The sequence below is a fragment of the Actinomadura sp. B10D3 genome (genome assembly GCF_039871695.1).
GTDB lineage: Bacteria > Actinomycetota > Actinomycetes > Streptosporangiales > Streptosporangiaceae > Spirillospora > Spirillospora madurae.
The window spans coordinates 15,102-33,772 of record NZ_JBDPLY010000031.1; the positions used below are offsets into that span (position 1 = coordinate 15,102).

General features: G+C 70.8%; 20 protein-coding genes and 1 tRNA gene. 16 read left to right on the top strand and 5 right to left on the bottom strand.

Going from position 1 to position 18,671, the window contains the following annotated elements; all coding sequences use genetic code 11:
- Positions 1-29: 29 nt before the first annotated feature.
- Positions 30-536, bottom strand: coding sequence for a peptide-methionine (S)-S-oxide reductase MsrA (gene msrA, locus ABGB11_RS34025; protein WP_347639582.1), 507 nt, complete (start codon positions 534-536; stop codon positions 30-32).
- Positions 537-545: 9 nt separating this feature from the next.
- Positions 546-1,013: a peptide-methionine (R)-S-oxide reductase MsrB gene (gene msrB / locus ABGB11_RS34030; protein WP_347639583.1), complete on the bottom strand. Its 468-nt coding sequence runs from the start codon at positions 1,011-1,013 to the stop codon at positions 546-548.
- Positions 1,014-1,492: 479 nt separating this feature from the next.
- On the opposite strand from msrB, the gene ABGB11_RS34035 reads away from it, so the two are divergent.
- From ABGB11_RS34035 to ABGB11_RS34085, 11 genes are all read left to right on the top strand, one after another.
- Positions 1,493-2,410, top strand: a complete 918-nt coding sequence (locus tag ABGB11_RS34035) for an NADP-dependent oxidoreductase (protein WP_347639584.1) — start codon at positions 1,493-1,495, stop codon at positions 2,408-2,410.
- A 65-nt stretch (positions 2,411-2,475) separates the two neighbouring features.
- Complete coding sequence (locus ABGB11_RS34040) at positions 2,476-3,105, top strand: TetR family transcriptional regulator (protein WP_347639585.1); 630 nt, start codon at positions 2,476-2,478, stop codon at positions 3,103-3,105.
- Between the two features lie 186 nt (positions 3,106-3,291).
- Positions 3,292-3,364: transfer RNA gene (locus ABGB11_RS34045), tRNA-Leu, on the top strand.
- A gap of 164 nt (positions 3,365-3,528) precedes the next feature.
- The gene (locus ABGB11_RS34050) at positions 3,529-4,323 is read left to right on the top strand and encodes an IclR family transcriptional regulator (protein ID WP_347639586.1); all 795 of its coding nucleotides are present in this window, start codon (positions 3,529-3,531) and stop codon (positions 4,321-4,323) included.
- Positions 4,324-4,403: 80 nt separating this feature from the next.
- Positions 4,404-5,459: an ABC transporter substrate-binding protein gene (locus ABGB11_RS34055; RefSeq protein WP_347639587.1), complete on the top strand. Its 1,056-nt coding sequence runs from the start codon at positions 4,404-4,406 to the stop codon at positions 5,457-5,459.
- A gap of 23 nt (positions 5,460-5,482) precedes the next feature.
- A complete protein-coding gene (locus tag ABGB11_RS34060) occupies positions 5,483-6,355 on the top strand; it encodes an ABC transporter ATP-binding protein (RefSeq protein WP_347639588.1) in 873 nt (290 codons plus the stop codon).
- Positions 6,352-7,155 (top strand): ABC transporter permease, encoded by an 804-nt coding sequence (locus ABGB11_RS34065; protein ID WP_347639589.1) that lies wholly within the window; start codon positions 6,352-6,354, stop codon positions 7,153-7,155. The genes ABGB11_RS34060 and ABGB11_RS34065 overlap by 4 nt, the downstream gene beginning before the upstream one ends.
- Positions 7,152-8,855: a dihydroxy-acid dehydratase gene (locus tag ABGB11_RS34070; protein ID WP_347639590.1), complete on the top strand. Its 1,704-nt coding sequence runs from the start codon at positions 7,152-7,154 to the stop codon at positions 8,853-8,855. Before ABGB11_RS34065 ends, ABGB11_RS34070 begins: the two co-directional genes overlap by 4 nt.
- A 40-nt stretch (positions 8,856-8,895) precedes the next feature.
- The gene (locus ABGB11_RS34075) at positions 8,896-10,185 is read left to right on the top strand and encodes an FAD-dependent oxidoreductase (protein WP_347639591.1); all 1,290 of its coding nucleotides are present in this window, start codon (positions 8,896-8,898) and stop codon (positions 10,183-10,185) included.
- Positions 10,186-10,194: 9 nt separating this feature from the next.
- On the top strand, positions 10,195-11,475 hold the full coding sequence (locus tag ABGB11_RS34080) for an aconitase X catalytic domain-containing protein (RefSeq protein ID WP_347639592.1): 1,281 nt from the start codon (positions 10,195-10,197) through the stop codon (positions 11,473-11,475).
- Positions 11,472-11,909 (top strand): DUF126 domain-containing protein, encoded by a 438-nt coding sequence (locus ABGB11_RS34085; protein ID WP_347639593.1) that lies wholly within the window; start codon positions 11,472-11,474, stop codon positions 11,907-11,909. The genes ABGB11_RS34080 and ABGB11_RS34085 overlap by 4 nt, the downstream gene beginning before the upstream one ends.
- 383 nt (positions 11,910-12,292) lie before the next feature.
- Here the strand turns inward: ABGB11_RS34085 and ABGB11_RS34090 are convergent, their stop codons facing one another.
- The gene (locus tag ABGB11_RS34090) at positions 12,293-12,616 is read right to left on the bottom strand and encodes an amidohydrolase family protein (RefSeq protein WP_347639686.1); all 324 of its coding nucleotides are present in this window, start codon (positions 12,614-12,616) and stop codon (positions 12,293-12,295) included.
- Between the two features lie 20 nt (positions 12,617-12,636).
- Between ABGB11_RS34090 and ABGB11_RS34095 the strand changes: the two genes are divergently transcribed.
- Positions 12,637-12,906, top strand: coding sequence for a hypothetical protein (locus tag ABGB11_RS34095; protein ID WP_347639594.1), 270 nt, complete (start codon positions 12,637-12,639; stop codon positions 12,904-12,906).
- Here the strand turns inward: ABGB11_RS34095 and ABGB11_RS34100 are convergent.
- On the bottom strand, positions 12,903-13,787 hold the full coding sequence (locus tag ABGB11_RS34100; protein WP_347639595.1) for a LysR family transcriptional regulator: 885 nt from the start codon (positions 13,785-13,787) through the stop codon (positions 12,903-12,905). The genes ABGB11_RS34095 and ABGB11_RS34100 overlap by 4 nt on opposite strands.
- Positions 13,788-13,980: 193 nt before the next feature.
- Here ABGB11_RS34100 and ABGB11_RS34105 point away from each other — a divergent pair, with 193 nt between their 5' ends.
- From ABGB11_RS34105 to ABGB11_RS34120, 4 genes are all read left to right on the top strand, one after another.
- On the top strand, positions 13,981-14,859 hold the full coding sequence (locus tag ABGB11_RS34105) for an SDR family oxidoreductase (RefSeq protein WP_347639596.1): 879 nt from the start codon (positions 13,981-13,983) through the stop codon (positions 14,857-14,859).
- A gap of 12 nt (positions 14,860-14,871) precedes the next feature.
- Entirely contained in the window at positions 14,872-15,306 is a 435-nt protein-coding gene (locus tag ABGB11_RS34110; protein ID WP_347639597.1) for a nuclear transport factor 2 family protein, read from the top strand.
- 96 nt (positions 15,307-15,402) lie between these two features.
- Positions 15,403-16,764 carry an FG-GAP and VCBS repeat-containing protein gene (locus ABGB11_RS34115; protein ID WP_347639598.1) on the top strand — a complete coding sequence of 454 codons (1,362 nt, stop codon included), beginning with the start codon at positions 15,403-15,405 and terminating at the stop codon, positions 16,762-16,764.
- 264 nt (positions 16,765-17,028) lie between these two features.
- Entirely contained in the window at positions 17,029-18,108 is a 1,080-nt protein-coding gene (locus ABGB11_RS34120; RefSeq protein WP_347639599.1) for a SagB/ThcOx family dehydrogenase, read from the top strand.
- Here the strand turns inward: ABGB11_RS34120 and ABGB11_RS34125 are convergent.
- Positions 18,098-18,646: a cysteine dioxygenase family protein gene (locus tag ABGB11_RS34125; protein WP_347639600.1), complete on the bottom strand. Its 549-nt coding sequence runs from the start codon at positions 18,644-18,646 to the stop codon at positions 18,098-18,100. The two genes, ABGB11_RS34120 and ABGB11_RS34125, sit on opposite strands and share 11 nt — an antisense overlap.
- Between the last annotated feature and the right edge of the window lie 25 nt (positions 18,647-18,671).

Below are 18,671 nucleotides of genomic sequence, written 5' to 3' on the forward strand. Positions count from 1 at the left end.
CGGACCCGGGGTCCGCGGGTCCGGCGGTGTCAGGCCGTCGCCCGCTTCGGCAGCTTCCACCCGGGGCGGGGGAAGTGGCAGGTGTAGCCGTTGGGGTACTTCTGCAGGTAGTCCTGGTGCTCGGGCTCGGCCTCCCAGAAATCGCCCGCGGGCTCGACCTCGGTGACGACCTTTCCGGGCCACAGCCCCGAGGCGTCGACGTCGGCGATCGTGTCCTCGGCGACGCGCCGCTGCTCATCGCCGGTGTAGAAGATCGCCGAGCGGTAGCTGGCGCCGATGTCGTTGCCCTGGCGGTTCCTCGTCGTCGGGTCGTGGATCTGGAAGAAGAACTCCAGCAGCGTCCGGAAGTCCGTCTCCTCAGGGTCGTAGATGACCTCGATGGACTCCGCGTGGGTGCCGTGGTTGCGGTAGGTGGCGTTGGGCACGTCGCCTCCGCTGTACCCGACCCGCGTGGACACGACGCCGGGCTGGTGGCGGAACAGCTCCTCCATGCCCCAGAAGCAGCCGCCCGCCAGGATCGCCTTCTCGGTGGTCACGTCGTCTCCTTACCTCTCGCCGGTGTCGCTCGTGAACAACGTCCGGTACTCGCCATACCCTTCCTTCTCCAAGTCGTCGAGGTGGATGAACCGCAACGACGCGGAGTTGATGCAGTAGCGCAGCCCACCCTCGTCTGCGGGTCCGTCGGGGAAGACGTGGCCGAGGTGGCTGTCCCCGTGGAGCGAGCGGACCTCCGTCCGGATCATCCCGTGGCCGGAGTCCTCGCGCTCGACGACGTCCGTCCCGGCGATCGGCCTGGTGAAGCTCGGCCAGCCGGTGTTGCTGTCGTACTTGTCGGCGGACGCGAACAGCGGCTCGCCGGACACGACGTCGACGTAGACGCCGGGCTCGTGGTTGTCCCAGTAGGCGTTGGCGAACGGACGCTCGGTGCCGCCCTCCTGGGTCACGCGGTACTGCTCCGGATCGAGCCGCGAAACGGCTTCCGGGTTCCTGTGGTACTGGGTCTGCCGGGGCACAGCTCTCCCTTCCCGGCCTGGCGCCGTGAAGCTGGAACCAGGTGAGGTGCACCTGGACGCACATCTACAGACGCTCCACGGTCTGGTTCTATTCCCACACAACTGGACTCTATAGTCCCAAACCGAGGCGAGGTCAATCACCCGCACCCCCTGCGGCCCCCCGATGCCGCAGGGCGGCGCGTGCCACCTTAATGGGCAGGTCAAGCCTTAGATAGCGCGGCGCGTTCACCATCGGACGCTCCGGGGTCGCCGTGCGTTCGATCAAGCTCGCACATGACCATTCATTGTGGACTTGACCGACCAGTTCCACCGCGGCTAGGTTCGGATCATCCGGCTGTGTGCCTCCCTTGGCGACCGACCGTCCGACATGGGCCGACCGCCGCTGACGGGGCTGGGGAGTCCCCCGCGTCCGCGAGGAACCGAGGCTGGTGAACCGAGATGTCGCGCAGGCGAGGACTGGATCGAGGGAGGGGCGCCCGATGAAGGCGATCGTGGTGACGGACGAGGCCGCGGGTACCGCCGGAATGACGCCGGCGGAGCGGCCCGAGCCGCAGGCGACGATCAACGATGTCGTCCTTCAGGTTCATGCGTCGGGGTTCACCCCCGGAGAGCTGACGTGGCCCGGCACCTGGACCGATCGCCTCGGCCGCGACCGGACGCCGTCGATCCCCGGACACGAGCTGGCCGGAGTCGTCAGCGCCCTCGGCTACGGCACGCGGGGGCTGTCGGTGGGACAGCGCGTGTTCGGGCTCGCGGACTGGACCCGCGACGGCACCTTGGCGGAGTACACGGCCGTCGAGGCGCGCAACCTCGCGCCACTGCCGGGCGACGTCGACTTCACCGTGGGCGCGAGCCTGCCGATCTCGGGCCTGACCGCGTGGCAGGGACTCTTCGTGCACGGCCGCTTCGAGGTCGGGCAGAGCGTCCTCGTGCACGGTGCGGCCGGCGGAGTCGGATCGATGGTGACGCAGCTCGCCCACGAGGCCGGCGCCTACGTGATCGGCACCGGACGTGCCGCCGACCGGCAGGCCGCGCTCGACTTCGGCGCCCAGGAGTTCGTCGACCTCGGCAACGACTCGCTGGATGACGCCGGGGCGGTCGATCTTGTTTTCGACGTCATCGGCGGAGACATCGGGAAGCGGTCCGCGGCCCTGGTCCGCCCCGGAGGAATGCTGGTGACCATCGCGGGCCCGCCCGAGGCGCGGCCGGCCGACGGCCTGGCGGTCGACTTCGTCGTCGAGGCCGACCGCGCGCAACTGACCGAGATCGTCCAGCGGGTACGGGACGGACGGCTCCGGACGAACATCGGCACCGTGGCGGCCCTCGACGACGCCGTCACCGCCTTCAACCCGGCCGAGCGCCCCCGGGGAAAGACGATCATCCGCGTCCGTCCATGAGGCCGCGGACCGCGCGGCGAGCGGGAGGACCGGCGCCGATCGTCTAGGCCGGTAGCCTTGCCTTCGTGACCGGGTCAGGGATAGCCGGACAGGGGCCGAGGCTGACACGTCGCGGCGCGGCGACCAGGCGGCGCATCATCGAGGCCGCGGCCGAGCTCATGTACGTGAAAGGGGTCAGCGCGACCACCCTGGACGAGGTCCGCGCCGCGAGCGGCACGAGCAAGTCCCAGCTCTACACCCACTTCGCGGACAAGGAGCAGCTGGTCCGCGCCGTGGTCCAGCTCCGCGCGGAAGAGATCATGGAGCGCGAGCACGCGGCGCTGCAGCGCCTGAGATCGTTCAACGGCCTGGTCCGGTGGAGGGACGCGATCGTCCAGCGCAACGCGCTGCAGAAGGGCGCGTACGGATGCGTCCTCGGTTCGATCGCCGGAGAGGTCTCCGACCAGGACGAGGTGGCCCGCCTGGCCCTCGCGAAGACCTTCGAAGAGTGGGAACACCTCATCGAGGCCGGACTGCGCCGCATGCAGGACGCCCGGACCCTCACCTCCGACGCCGACCCTCGGAAACTCGCGGTCGGGCTGATGGCGGCGCTTCAGGGCGGCTACCTATTGGCACAAACCGCTCATGACGTCACACCCATGGAGATCGCACTCGACATGGCGCTCGATCACGTGCGGATGTACCTCTCGCCCTGACAGGCGCATTGCCCGCCCGTCGTGGCCGATTACGGCCATTTACGCGCGGCCTCATTAGCGCCGCCCTTACCGGACGCAGGCGGTGGACCTTTAGTTTCGCCTCGGAAGCCGAATGCCTGCCCTCCACCATCCCCCGCGTGCAACGACCACGCATATCGCCCGCGAGCTTAGAGTCGAATCCACACAGCCCCTGTAGCCCAACGGTAGAGGCAGTCTCCTTAAAAGAGGCCATCTGTCGGTTCGACTCCGACCGGGGGTACCCATTCTTATTGCATGGTCGGCGAATGGCTTGTCCCGGGTGTGGCGGTCGGAGTGTGGCCTACAATGACGGTCCGGCTGGGCCGCGCCCCCGAACCAGGCCTCTGACCTGCTCAGACGTGGTGGGAAGATCGCGAGCCGGGGCAGCGGACGAGGCGGGTGAGGATGCCGAAGGAGCGTCGGTCCGTTCTTCGCCGTGCGCTGCGCATCCTTGACGTCTTCGAGGACGCCGCGGACGGGCTGAGCCTCTCGGAGATCAGCCGCCGCTCCGGCGTCCCGCTCACCACCACCCATCGCATCGTCGGGGAACTGCACGAGTGGGGCGCGCTCGAACGCGACGACTCCGGCGCCTACCGGATCGGGCTGCGGCTGTGGGAGGCGGCCTCTCTCGCACCACGGTCCGTGGGCCTGCAGCGCGTCGCCCTGCCGTTCATGCAGGACCTCTTCGAGACGACGCACCGCGGGGTGCACCTCGCCGTCCGGGAGCAGGACCAGGTCGTCTTCGTCGAGCGGTTCGTCAGCCCCGAGGTGGCGGGCGACCGGCCCCGGGTGGGCGGACGCTACTCGATGCACGCCACCGCGGTCGGGCTGGTCCTGCTCGCGCACGCCCCGCTGGAACTGCAGGAACAGGTCATCGACGGGCCGCTCGCGCGGTACACGCCGCACACCTACACGAGCGCCGGCGAGCTGCGGAGGGTGCTCGCCGACGTCCGGCGGTCCGGGTACGCGATCAGCGACCGGCAGATCAACCCGAAGCTGTCCTCGGTGGCCGCGCCGATCTACGGCTCCTCCGGCGGCGTCGTCGCGGCGCTCTCGCTCATCCTCCCCTTCGAGGAGTTCCACGGCCCGAGCGTCCCGCACCTGGTCCAGGCCAGCGCTCGCGGGATCTCGCGGGCGCTGGGAGCGCCCCAGGGGCGGATCGGTCCGCACTCCCCTTCCGATATGCGGAAAGGCGGGTAGTCGGCGGCGGCGGCGGGGAGCGACCCTCAGTCCGTCGGCCAGGGGGTGTGACCTGGCCAGATCGGACTTAGGAGGGGTTCGTGCCCGTGACCGAGTTCATCTCATCCGCCCTCGACCGCCGATCGTTCCTCATGATGGCCGCCGCCGCGGCGGGCTCTCCTCTGCTGGCGGGTTGCGGCGATTCGGGCGCCGCCGGTTCGGGCGGTGGCAAGAAGACCACGTTCCTGAGCTACCTGCCGCTGGAGACCCTGTCCCTCGCTCCCGAACTGCTCGCGGTCGCGGGCGGCCACTTCGCCAAGCACGGCCTGGACGTGAAGCTGCAGCCGGTCAAGGGATCGCCCCAGGCCATGCAGACGCTGCTGGCCGGCATCTCCCCCATCACCCGCGTGGGCCAGATCGACGTGATGACCGCCGTCGCCGACACCGACCAGCCGCTGGTCAACATCGGCACGCTCAGCCGCGGCTCGTCGTTGCGCTTCGTGTACAGCAAGAAGAGACACCCGCTGGTCAAGCCGCAGGACCTGGTCGGCCAGACGATGGGCGTCCCGTCCGAGGGCGGGACGAGCGACAAGGTGGTGTCGCTGGTGCTGGCCGGCGCCGGGCTCGACCCGAAGCAGACCAGGCGGCAGGTCGTCGGGCTCACCCCTGGAACGTTCAATCTGGTGGAGCAGGGCCGCATCGTCGGCTACGTGGTGAGCGTCGACACCGCCAACCTCCTGACGTCCAAGAACCCCGACGTCGGCCTGTTCGATCCCGGCAAGTACGTCAAGTCCGACCAGCAGGTCTACGTCACGACGAAGGACGCCGCGAAGAAGGACGCGCAGACCCTCACGGCGTTCATGGCCGGGATCCGCGACGCGGTGGCGGCGATGGTGGCCGACCAGTCGCTCGACGAGACCGTCAAGAAGCTGCGCGAGGAGTACTCCTTCGCCTCCCTCGACAACGACAAGGTCGCCAAGGCCAGCCTGACCATGCTGCGGAACTCCTGGACCGGCGGGGATCCGAGCAAGCCGCTGCTCGTCACGGACAAGGCCGTCTGGACGGCCGGATACAAGGAGCTGACGTCCGCCGGCGTCGCCAAACCCGGCGGTGACGCGCCCAGCTGGTTCGACAACGGCCTCCTGCCCAAGACGTGAACCAGATCGACTGGAGGAAGCGGATGCCCAGGCACAGCGCCAAGACGCTCGGGGAGAGCCCGGCCGAAGCGCCGCCGCCCGGATCGTCCCCGGAGGCGAAGGCGGGGACGGCGGCCAAGCTGGAACTGATCGGGATCGGCAAGCAGTTCCGGAGCAGGCGGACCACCACGCAGGCCCTGTCCGGCATCGACCTGACGATCAGCGCCGGCGAGTTCGTGTCGGTGATCGGGCGTTCCGGGTGCGGCAAGACGACGCTGCTGCGCATGCTGGCCGGCCTGCTCGGCCCGTCCACGGGCGAGATCCTCGTCGAGGGCAGCCCGCTGTGGCACGGCTCGCGCGTGGACTCCTCGGTGGTGTCCCAGCTCGGCGTCGTGTTCCAGGAGGCCAACCTGTTCCCGTGGTACTCGGTCGCCGACAACATCTCGCTCCCGCTGCGGCTGCGCGGGGCCGGCAAGCGGGAGCGGCGGGACCGGGCGCACGAGCTGGCCGAGCTGGTCGGTCTCGCCGGGTTCGAGTCGTCCTACCCCCGGGAGCTGTCCGGGGGGATGCGCCAGCGGGCCGCGATCGCCCGCGCGCTGAGCACCGGGCCGAAGCTGCTGCTGATGGACGAGCCTTTCGGCGCGCTCGACGCGCTCACCCGGGAGCGGATGAACCTCGAACTCCAGCGCATCGCGCTGGCCACCGACGCCACCGTCGTCTTCGTCACGCACGACATCACCGAGGCGGTCTTCCTGGGCGACCGGGTAATCCATCTGACACCGCGGCCCGGCCGGATCCGGCAGATCACGCCGGTCGACTTCGAACGGCCGCGCGGCATCGACGTGCAGACCGAGCCGGAGTTCGGCGCGATCGTGCGGGGCCTGCGCCACGCGCTGGACGAGGAGGAACAGGGATGAGGAAGGAACGGTCCAGGAGCCGGAAGATGCTGCCCTGGCTCAGCACCCCCGTCATCCTGCTGGCCTTCTTCGGCGCCTGGGAGGTGTTCGTCCGCGCCTCCGGCATCTCCGAACTGGTCCTGCCGCCTCCGGCGAAGGTCTTCGAGAGCCTGCGGACCGTCGTCGAGGACCCGGCGACCTGGGGGCACGCGCGGACCACCGCGACCGAGACCATCGGCGGGTTCCTGATCGCGCTCGGGACGGGCGTCGCGGTCGGGGTCGTGCTCGGCAAGGTGCCCTGGCTCGAACTCAGCCTGCGGCCGGTGATCGTGGCCTCGCAGGTCGTCCCCAAGGTCGCGCTGATCCCGCTGTTCGTCATCTGGTTCGGGTTCGGGATGACGTCCAAGGTGATCATGGCGGCGATGCTCGCGTTCTTCCCGATCATGCTCAACGTGCAGCTGGGGGTCCGCTCGGTGGAGAGCGGCCAGCGCGAGGTCATGCGCAGCCTCAACGCGAGCAGGTGGCAGACCTTCACCCACCTGGAGCTGAAGAGCACGATGCCGTACGTCTTCGCCGGGATGGAGGTCGGCATCGTCTTCGCGATCATCGGCACGATCGTCGGCGAGTACCTCGGCGGCAGCGAGGGCCTGGGGTACCTCGTGGTGCGGACGCTCAACGAGCTGGACGCCCCTGCCCTGTTCGCGACGATCATCCTGCTGTCGGTTCTGGGGCTGCTGCTCTACTTCGTCGTCAACGGCCTGAAGCGGTTCGTCATCCCGTGGCACGAATCGGTCTACGGCCGGCAGGACGTGAACCGGTGACCCGGCGGCTGCGCAGCGAGGTCCCCGACGGCAGCCCGCGCTGGGCCACCCGGCGCGCGCAGTGGCACGCGCTCGGGCTGACCGACGCGGACCTGGACAAGCCCAAGATCGCGATCGTGAACTCCTCCTCGGGTCTCGCCCCGTGCTTCAGCCATCTCGACCCCGTCGCCGCCGCCGTGAAGCGGTCGGTCGAGGCGGCGGGCGGCGTGGCGTTCGAGATCCGCACCGTCGCGCCGACGGACTTCATCATGAGCGCCGGCCGCTCCGGCGGCCACGTCCTGTCGAGCCGGGACCTGCTGGCCGCCGACATCGAGGCGGTCGTCGAGGGCGCTCGGCTGGACGGCATGGTGTGCCTGGCCTCGTGCGACAAGACGACCCCCGGCCAGCTCATGGCGGCGGCACGGACCGACGTGCCGTCCCTTCTCGTCGCCTGCGGCTACCAGAGCTGCGGACGGCTCGACACGGGCGAGCGGGTGGACATCGAGGAGGTCTTCCTGCGCGCGGGGAGCCTGAAGTTCGGCGGCATCACCTACGACGGCCTGTGCGACCTGAGCGAGCGCGCGATCACCGGGCCGGGCGTGTGCACCGGCATGGGCACCGCCAACTCCATGCACATCGCCGCCGAGGCGCTCGGCATGACGCTTCCCGGCACGACGCCCGCGCGGGCGAACGGCGAGACGATGTGGCGGGCCGCCGAGGCGAGCGGCGCGGCGATCGTCGAGGCGGTCCTCGACGACCGCCGGCCCCGCACGATCATGACTCCGGCGGCGTTCGCGAACGCGGTGATGTCGGTGCTCGCGATCAGCGGTTCGATCAACTGCGTCAAGCACCTGCAGGCGGTCGCCCGCGAGGCCGGCAGCGGGGTCGACGTCTACCGGCTGTTCGAGGAGTACGCCGGGACGATCCGGCCGCTGTCCGCCGTCCGTCCCAACGGCGGGGACTCCATCGAGGAGTTCGAGGACGCCGGCGGCGCGCTGGCCGTCCTCAAGCAGCTCGGCGGCGCCCTCGCCGGCGACGCGGTCACGGTCACCGGGGAGACGATGGCCGCCCTGACGGCGCGCGCGACGGTGAAGGACGAGCGGGTCATCCGGCCGCTGCGCGACCCGCGGGCGGACCATCCGACCGTCGTCGTCGTGCGCGGCTCGCTCGCGCCCGACACGGCCATCGTCAAGCTATCGGTGACCGAGGCCCGGCCCGCGACGTTCGAGGGCCCCGCCCGCGTCTTCGACGACGCCCCGTCGGCGATCGCCGGGATCGAGGGCGGGCGGGTACGGCCCGGCGACGTCCTGGTGCTGCGCGGGCTCGGACCGGTGGGCACCCCCGGCATGGGCATGGCGTCGCAGACCGTCTTCGCGCTCGCCGGCGCCGGGCTGACCGGGCGGGTCGCGGTGGTGACCGACGGGCAGCTGTCCGGGCTCGTCAACAAGGGCATCGTGGTCGGCGAGGTCTCGCCCGAGGGCGCCCTGCCGGGGCCGCTCGGCGTGGTCGCCGACGGCGACCGGATCTCGATCGACCTGGACGCCCGCCGCGTCGACCTGCTCGTCGACGAGCCGGAGCTGGCCCGGCGGCACGCCGCACGGGAACCGCACCGCGTCCCCGGCGACAGCTCCGGATGGCTCTCCGTCTACGCCCGGTCGGTCGAGCCGCTGCCCCTCGGCGCCACCCTCCGCGGCAACGACATCCCCGCGTCACGCCCCTGACCGTCCCGCCCGCGCCGCTCCAGGACCTTCGGGAGAAGGAATGCCGCACAAGCTCACCGAGCTCAGGATCAACACCGTCACCAAGCCGGTCGGGAACCCGACCGAGGACCTCACCGCCGACGTCTGCGTGGTCGGGGCGGGCATCTCGGGCCTGTCCGCCGCCGTGGAGGCGCGCCGGCTCGGCCGGACGGTCGTGCTCGCCGACGCCCTCCCGCTCCTCGGCGGGCAGTGCGTGAACTCGATCATCGGGCTGTTCTGCGGCGTCTACGGGAACGCCCCGCAATACCGGCAGCTCACCCACGGGATCTTCGACCCCATGTTCGCCGACCTGGGCAGGACCGGCGACATCCATGTCAACCGGGGCCACACGATGACCGTGGCCTACGACGAGGTCGTCCTCGGCCGGTGGATCGAGAACCTCGTCCAGTCGCTGGGGATCCAGGTCGTGCTCGGCGCGTCGGTGCTCGACGTCGAGGCGGACGGCGGCCGGATCGACGCCACCACCTTCGCCACCCGGCACGGCCTCGTCCGCGTGCGCGCGACCGGCTTCGTCGACGCGAGCGGGGACGCCTCCCTCACCTGGGAGGCGGGCCTGCCCTGCCGGATCCCCGAGCGCACGGTCTGGGGCTCGCAGCAGATCCGGCTGGAGAACCTCCGCGAGGAGTTCAGGCCCGACCCCGCCGAGCTGGTCGCCCGGATCGAGGAGAAGGCGACCGAGTACGGCCTGGTGCGGCGCGACGGCCTGGCGTTCTTCTTCCCCGGCCGGAACACCGCGGTGATGAACATGACCCACGTCGAGGCGCCGCTGGAGGCCGTCCGGGCGTCCAGCGCGCAGATGGAGGGCCGGGCCCAGGCCGACCGCGTCGTGGAGTTCATGCGCCGGGAGTTCCCGAAGGCGTTCGGCGAGGCCAAGGTGCGCAGCTACGGCTTCCCCGGCCGCCGCCAGACGCGCTGGATCGCCGCCGTCCACCAGCTCTCGGTGGAGGAGGTCCGGTCCGGGCACCGCTTCGAGGACGCGGTCGCCCGCACGGCCTGGCCCATCGAGCTGCACGACAGGGCGGAGGGGTACGTGTGGGAGACGTTCGACGCGGACCACGTGCACTACGTGCCGCTACGGAGCCTGATCCCGGTGGGCGCGCACAACCTGGTCGCGGCGGGCCGGTGCGTCGACGGCGACGCCGCCGCGCTGTCGAGCGTCCGGGTCATGGGCCCGTGCGCGGCGATGGGGTTCGCCGCCGCGCACGCGGTCGACCTCGCCGGCGAAGGCGGCGTCCAGCAGATCGACCCGGCCGAACTGCGCGAACGCGTCAAAGAGAACGTCGATGGCTAGGAGGCGCCGGTGAGGCTGGCGGACGATGAGAAGGCGATGCTGGACGGAGCCGAGGGGCCGGCGGTGGCCGCCGCGATGGACCTCCTGGTCCGGTACGGCGAGGCGCTGGGCGCCGACGGTCTCTGCGACATCCGCAACGTCGCAGGCACGATGACCCAGCCGTCGCCGGTGAAGGCCAAGCTGGTGCGCGAAGGCGGGTGGAACAAGGCGTTCTCGGTGATCAACCTCGACAGCGACGACGAGGTGGAGATCCCGCGCATGCGCGTGCCCACCTGCCAGTTGCAGCAGGGGTTCGGGGAGGACGCGCTCGGGGTGGCGCCGTACCCGGCGAACATGGTCGCGCTCCAACAGGACGCCGAGTCCTTCTACGGGGCGCACGGCGTCAACATCCTCGCCACCTGCACGCCGTACCAGGTGGGGAACCTGCCGGTGCGCGGCGAGCACTGCGCGTGGATGGAGTCGTCGGCGGTCGTCTACTGCAACTCCGTCCTCGGGGCCAGGACCAACTGCGAAGGGACCGCGTCGACCGGGGCGGCCGGCCTGACGGGGAAGATCCCCTGCTGGGGGAACCACCTGCCGGAGAACCGGTACGGCACCCACCTGATCGAGTCCGCGATCCCGGTCGAGGGGTTCCTCGACTGGGGGATGTTCGGGTACTTCGTCGGCGAGACCGTCCAGGAGAACCGCCCGGTCCTCACCGGCGACCTGCGCCGCCCCGACCTGAGCGACCTCAAGCACTTCGGCGCCGCGACGGCCTCGTCGGGCGGCGTGGAGCTCTACCACATCCCCGGCGTCACTCCTGAGGCGCCCACGCCCGAGGCGGCCTTCGGCGGGCGGGCGCTGCCGGAGAAGATCGTGTACGGCGAGCGCGAGCGCCGCGAGGTCTACCGGAAGCTGAACGACCAGGGCGAGTCCGCGGACGTCGACTTCATCCTGCTCGGCTGCCCGCACGCCTCGCTCGACCAGATCGCCCGGACGGCCCGCGCGCTCGACGGGAAGAAGCTGAACGCGGGCACCGAGCTGTGGATCATGACCCCACGCGCGCTTCGCGAGGTCGCCGACCGCAGCGGCTACACCGAGACCATTCACAAGGCGGGCGGGCGGCTGCTGACCGACTCGTGCCCGGCGATGTCCAGGTCCGCCCCCGAGGGCACCCGCGTCTTCGCCACCGACTCGGCCAAGCAGGCGCACTACCTGCCCGCGATCCTGGGCATCGAGGCATGGTTCGGGACGCTCGAAGAGTGCGTCGACGCGGCCGTCACGGGGACCTGGCGAGGAGGACCGGCATGATCATCGAGCTCCGCGGCCGCGGCATCGTCCCCGGCCTCGCCGAAGGGGAGGCCCTGGTCTCGCGCGAGACCATCTCGGGCTGGGGCGGCATCGACCCCGCGACCGGCACGGTGATCGAGCGCCGCCACGAGCTGTTCGGGGTCTGCTTCACCGGCAAGGTCCTGGTCTTCCCGGGTGCCAAGGGTTCCTCGGGGTGGTCCGGCTTCTTCCAGAGCACCCGGCTCCTCGGCACGGCGCCGCTCGCGATGGTGTTCACCACGCTGTCCACCAAGTCGGCGCTCGGCGCGGTGGTCACCCGCGTCCCGGCCGTCTCCGAACTCGACCGGGACCCAGTGGAGATCATCCAGACCGGCGACCACGTCACCGTAGACGGCCGCCGGGGACTCGTCACCGTCACGACCACGGGCGGCGATACGCCAGAACGCTTTCGGTAGGCGAAAGGCTTCAAGCCTATACTTTAATTGCGGCAACTGGACCTGAACCTGCTGGTAGTGCTGAACGCCCTGCTTGAAGAGGGCAGCGTGATGGGTGCGGCCGAGCGGCTGCACCTGTCGTCACCGGCGGTCAGCCGCAGCTTGGGACGGCTGCGGAAACTGACCGGTGACGACATCCTGGTGCGGACGGGGCGCACGATGGTTCCGACGCCGTATGCGGCGGCGATCCGGGACGATGCGCGCCGGTTGCTCAGCGAGGCCCATGACGTGCTCGTGCCGCGCGGCACGCTGAACCTCGGAAGGCTGGAGCGCACGTTCACCCTGCAGTGCCACGATGGGCTCGGCATGGCGCTGGCGCCGGCGTTGCTGCGCAGGGTGCGGGATCAGGCTCCGGGCGTCCGGCTCCGGATCCTCGCGGAGAGCTCCGTGGACACCGACGATCTGCGGCGCGGCCGCGTCGACGTCGAACCGGCTTCGCTCATCGCCGCACACGCCTCGTCGTCGAGGTGGCTGCCGTGTTCGATGGTGAGCACGCCGGCCTCCGGGGCGGCCATGATGCCCGCCTTGCCGTGGCAGTGGGCCGCGACACCGCGTTCCGCGAGCCCGGCGACCTCCACGATGGTGCGCAGTTCGCGGACGGTGAATTCCTGGTGGTTCGGATCGTCGATGACGCTGGGCACCCCGCCGGACGCGCACACCTTGATGATCCGGGCGTTGCGGCGGACCTGTGCGCGGACCGCCTTGGCGCATTCGACCTCGCCGCGGCCGGCTCACCGGGCCGATCGACGAGGTCCTGGCCGCGGCCAACGGCCCCGCCACCCTCGGTCGCCAGGCGCCTCGCTCCGGCCTCCTGCGTGAAGGCTTCGACGCGGACATCCTCGCCATCGACGGCGACCCCCTCGGCGACATCTCCCTGCTCGCCGACCCGTCCAGGATCACCGCGGTCTGGCAGGCCGGCACGCTGGTGAAGGACCTGGCCGACCGCACTCGCGGCTAGAGATCCGCTGCCAGGTGCCTGACCACCTCGGCGAAGTCGGTCACGGGGCGGGCGGCGCCGTCCAGGGACCAGCACAGCGCGATGCGGAGCGGCGGGATGTCGGTGATGGGGCGCCAAGCGAGGTCGGGGCGGCCGTAGTGGAGCGTCATCGACTCGGGGCCGATGCAGATGGCGAGGCCGGACGCGACGTGTTCGAGCATCTCCTCGACGTTGTCGTTCTCCGGTCCCCAGACCGGCGGACGGCCGTCGGGACGGGGGTTGACCGCCCACCAGTCGACCCACGCCGCGGGCGCGCGGCGGGTCCACACGATCGGCTCGTCCGACAGGTCCATGATCGAGAGCTCGGCGCGGTCCGCCAGCGGGTGCCCGGCGGCCAGCCCCGCCATGCGCCGCTCGCTGGTCATCACCTCGGTGTGCAGCCCGGCGGTGTCGGCGGGAAGCCAGACGAACGCGACGTCGACCAAGCCGTCGTGCAGTGCCGTCACCTCGGTGCCCCACTCGTAGCGCTTCGGCTCGACGCTGGAGCCCGGGTGCCGCCGCATGAATTCGGCGTAGGCCCGGGTGGCGAGCGCGCCGGCGCCGGAGGCCTCGAACCCGACACGCAGCACACGCGCGCGTTCGGCCGCCGCCACGCGCGCGGCCCGCTGGGCCACCTGCCAGTCGGCGACGAGGCGGCGGGCGGCGGGAAGGAGGGACTCGCCCGCGGCGGTCAGCCGCACCTCGCGTCCGCTGCGCTCGAACAGGGTGGTGCGCAGGCCGTCCTCCAGCGCGCGGATCCGGCGGCTGAGCGCCGGCTGGGAGACGAACAGGCGCTCGGCCGCCCGGGTGAAGTTGAGCTGCTCCGCGACCTCGATGAAACAGCGCAGGGAACGCGTGTCCACGTCCACGCCTCCACCTCCCGCGACGCGCCACGTACTTCGTGATCTATGCGTTTCGCGCATCACGATAGGTCTTGGACACGCCCGGGTGAATCGCGGTCTGCTGGAACGGCGGCGGGACGTCGCTCTCCCCGACGCCCTCGCGATGGCTCCGCGTCCCGGCCGTTCGGTGATCCCTTCTGACAGGAGTAGATGAATGCTGCCTCGATCCTCCTCTCGACGCCGCGTCCTGGCCGCGGGCGCCGCCGGGCTGGCGGGGGCGCTGACCGGCGGTCCCGCCTCCGCCGACCCCCAACCGAGCCCTGCCGGCCCGAGCGGACGGTTCGCCCGCAAGACGGTGCTCATCACGGGCGCGACCTCGGGCATCGGCAAGGCGACCGCCTACGCCATCGCCCGGGAGGGCGGACGGGTGATGTTCTGCGGGCGCCGCGCCGAGCTGGGCCGTGCCAACGAACGGGAGATCCGCGCGTTCGGCGGCGAGGCGACCTACCACCGGGCCGACGTACGCGAGGAACGGGACGTGTCCAGGCTGGTCGCGGCCTGCGTGGCGAAGTACGGCCGGATCGACGTCGCGGTCAACAACGCCGGGATCGAGACGCCCCGTCCGGCACCCCTGCACGAGCAACCGGTCGAGGACTTCGACGGGGTCTGGCGGACCAACGCCCGCGGGGTCTTCCTGTCCATGAAGTACGAACTGCCGCAGATGCTCCGTCAGCGCGGCGGCGTCATCGTCAACACCGCGTCGATCTCCGCCGAGGTCGGCTTCGCCACCATCGCCCCGTACAACGCCAGCAAGCACGCGGTCGCGTCGCTCACCAAGGTCGCCGCGCTGGAGTACGCGGACAAGAACATCCGGATCAGCGCGCTGGCGCCGGGCGCGGTCGACACGCCGATGCTGCGGCGCGCCGCCGAGGGGTTCGGGGTCACCTACGAGCAGATCGCCCAGTACTACCCCATCAAGCGGATCGTCCGGGCGAGCGAGATCGCCCGCGTGATCATGTTTCTGGCCTCGGACGAGGCGAGCCCGGTCGTGGGAACCGACGTCGACGCCTCCGGCGGGTACCTGACCGGGTGACGGGGGACGACCATGAGAACCGCGATCGCCATGGCCGCACTCCTCCTCCTTGCGATCGGTACGGGGGCTTGCGAGAACGGCGAGCCCGCGGACGACCAGGCCACCGCCCGGGAACGGCCCGGGCCGGTGGTCCAGGTCGCCCCGCAGGCCGGCCGGTACATCGACGCCGTCAACAGGAGCGACCTGGACGCCCTGGTGGAGTCCTTCACCTCCGGCGGAAAGATCGTGGACGTGTCGCGCGAGATCAGCGGCCGTCCCGCGATCCGCGACTGGGCCCGCGCCGAAGTCATCGGCGGCCGGCTCGAAGTGCTGTCGGTGACTCGCATCTCCGGCGGGCAGGACCTGCTCGTCCACTGGGCTCCGCGGGGCAGCACGGGATGGCGCGCCCACTACAGGTTCACCTTCCAAGGCGACCGCATCGCGCTGGCCGACCTGCAGTACGCGTGACCGCCGACCGGGATGATCAAGGGGTGACCAGGCGGTAAACCATAGTTGATCTTGAGGCGTCGTACAGGCGACCGCAGAGCCGACGAAAGGACGTCCATGCGCATCCGGGTTCTCCCCACCGTGACCGCCATCGCGGTCGCCGCCGGCGCCACCGCCGCCGCGGCGATCGCCCAGAACGGCGACGGCGGTCGCGGGCGCGGCGCGATCCCCGGAGACTTCAACGGCGACGGGCATCGCGACATCGCCGGCCTCGGCGGCGACTCCGTCATCATCGTCTTCGGCGGCCCCGCGGGCGCCGATCCCGCCCGCCGTCAGGTCCTCGCCAGTTCCCACCTGTCCGACAAGCCGCTCAAGTCGGCCGACTTCGACTCCGACGGCTACGCCGACCTGCTCACCCGCGAGTCCAGGGGGAACTCCAAGAGAATCACGGCGACCATCATCTACGGCGGGCCGAGGGGGCTGACCACACGTACCGCGGCTCTGCCCGAGGCCACCGGAGGGCTCGCCATCGGCGACTTCGACGGCAACGGGGTCCCGGACGTGGCCTCCACGGGAGACGCTCCGAAGACCGACCCACGCGTATTCGACCTCGACACCGTCGTCGTGTACGCCAATCCCGGAGCCCGACCCGGCAAGGCGAAGGTCTCCAGCGTCGCCAGGCGGGGAAGCTACGACGTCGAGCGGACCCTGCTGACGGGCGATTTCAACGGTGACCACCGGACCGACCTGATGATCGGCGCCTCCAGCAAGATAGACGGCGTGATGGAGAGCTCGTGGTTCGAACTGCACCCGGGCACCCCCCACGGGCTCGGACCGGCCATGATCCTGCCCGAGGAACAGACAGGGGACGCCGTCGCGTCCGATGCCGTGGCCGGTGACTTCGACGGCGACGGCCGCACGGACCTGCTGGCGGACGTCGGCCTCAACTACCCGCCCGAGGACCGCGCGGAGCTCATGATGCTGCGGGCCACCGCCGAGGGCTTCGTGAAGGCCCGCAGGTTCGACGACGCCGCGCTCGGCCTGCGCGGCCGGAGTGTCGGCACGATGCTGGCCGGCGATGTCAACGCCGATGGGCGGGACGACCTCATCGTCGGGACCTGGAACCCGCTCGACCGCTGGTCGCAGGTCGATCCAGGAGCGGTCTCCGTCCTGCTCGGAAGCAGTGCCGGTCCCACCACCAAGGGTGGTCGGACGTTCCGCCAGGGCGCCGAGGGCGTCCCCGGTGCGGCCAGCCCCAGTGACCGATTCGGCGACGCACTCGCACTCACCGACACCAACGGCGACGGCCGGAGCGAGTTGGTCGTCGGCGCGCCGGGTGAGGACGACGACACGGGGGGCCTGTACATCTTCCCCGGCACCGCCGCCGGAACGCTGACCACCAAAGGCGTCAAGCACTTCGGTTCGGCGGCCGTGGGTCTCGACGGTAAGGCTCAACTGGGCGAATACCTGCTCGACTGATCCATGAAGCTGAAATGAAGCCAGTTCGTGAAAGGCTCCTGATTGCCTTGTCCATCGCAATTGGAGGATGCCATGCGGACGGTTTCGATGAAGACGCGGCCGGTGGTCCGGACCGAGCGGCCCAAGGGGGGCGCCGTCGTTCTGAACCCCTGGTGGACCAAACGATGAGGCGCGGGCCCAGGCTCGGACGCCTGGGCCCCGGTTCTGTTTCCCGTCGCATCTGTTTTGGAGCCCTCAGTGCGTCTTCGTCGTTCTCGTTGCCTGATGTGCTACTGGAACGACGGCCAATTCGTCCTGCACCCGTATCCCTCGGGCACGCCGGTCACGGTGCATCCGGTTGCGGCCGAGATCCTGTCGGCGTTCGAGGACTGGTGCGGTGTCGAGGAGGCGGCCAAAACGCTGGACCACCTTGCCCGAGAGACCGTCGACGAGGCCGCCGGGGCACTTCTCGACGCCGGGGCGCTCGTCGCCGAGGACACCCCCGAGGCTGAGCGGGACGCGCGTGTGGACCGCGACTGGGGCGCCTGGACCCCGGAGGCGTCCTTCTTCCACTACGCGGTCCAGGACGTCTACGACGACCTCCCTCTCATCGAGGAGTCGCCGGTCGTCGAGCCGGCCGAGCTGCCCGCCGTGTTCACCGGCTTTCCCGGCGTGCCGCGGCTTCCGCTCCCCCGCCGCCCCGCCGACCTCCGCGCCCCCTACGAGCAGGTCCTGTACCGGCGCCGGACGCACCGCGACTTCCTGGCCGCCCCGGTGGGCCTGGACGTGCTCGCCGCGCTCATGGCCGCCGTGTTCGGCCCCGTCGACTTCGTGGACAGCGGGCAGGGGCCGGTCTACCGCCGGACCAGCCCCCAGGGCGGCGCCCGGCAGGAGATCGACGCGTACGTGGGCGCCCTCAACGTCTCCGATCTCGCTCCCGGCTGGTATCACTACAACGCGCTGCAGCACAGCCTGGAACTGCTCACCGAAGGGCTGACCGGGCAGGAGGCCGGGTACCTGTGCGCCGACCAGGACTGGTGCGGCGACGCGGCGTTCCTGATCGTCCTCGCCGCCCGGCTGGAGCGCATGAGCGTCAAGTACCGCGCGCCGCGCACCTATCGCGCCTGCCTGCTCGACGCCGGCCACCTCGCCCAGACCTTCGCGCTGACCGCCACCGCGCTGGGTCTCGGGCCCGCCCAGACCGCGGCCTTCCGCGACTCCGCCGTCGCCGAGCGGTGCCGCCTCGACAACTCCGGCCGCACCCCGCTGTACGTCCTGGCCGGCGGCACCCCTCATCCGGACCCGCGGAACGTCCCGGCACCGGCGACGCCCGACACCTGGCGCGGCATCACCCTCAGCAGTTGAAGTATTTTCCGCTCGCGAACTCCTGCATGTCGTCTCCGTTCAGTGACCAGCGGCGGCGGCGGAGGCCCGTCAGGTCCTTGCCGTACACGTGGATCTCCACCGTGTCGGTGCCCGTCAGGTTGTGCATCGAGTGGATGTCGTCGTCCGGGACGAGGACGGAGACGGCGCCCGCGTCGTGCCGGTGGTGGTCGACCGGGTTGAGGGTGTCGTCGCCGGCGAGTTCGTAGCGCCGCTCCTCGATGCGGTTGGAGATCAGCCCGATGGCGCCCCAGGTCTCGTGGGTGTGGGGCGGGGCGACCTCGCCGGGCGCCCACACGATCGAGCTGATCGTGAAGGTGGGCGAGCGGTGCAGGATGTACCGTCCGCGGCCGTTGTGGGCGGCCGACCGCCGGGTGAACTCGACGGGGATCGGGGCCGGCCGGGTGACGAGCTCCTGCAGGAGCTCGGAGACCGTGGTCGCCAGCGCGTCGTCGGGCAGCCTGTCCTCGGCGGTGGTGAGGTCGGTCAGGTCGTGGATGAACCGTTCGAGGGCGCTCATGCGTCGTCTTCCTTCGTGATCGTCG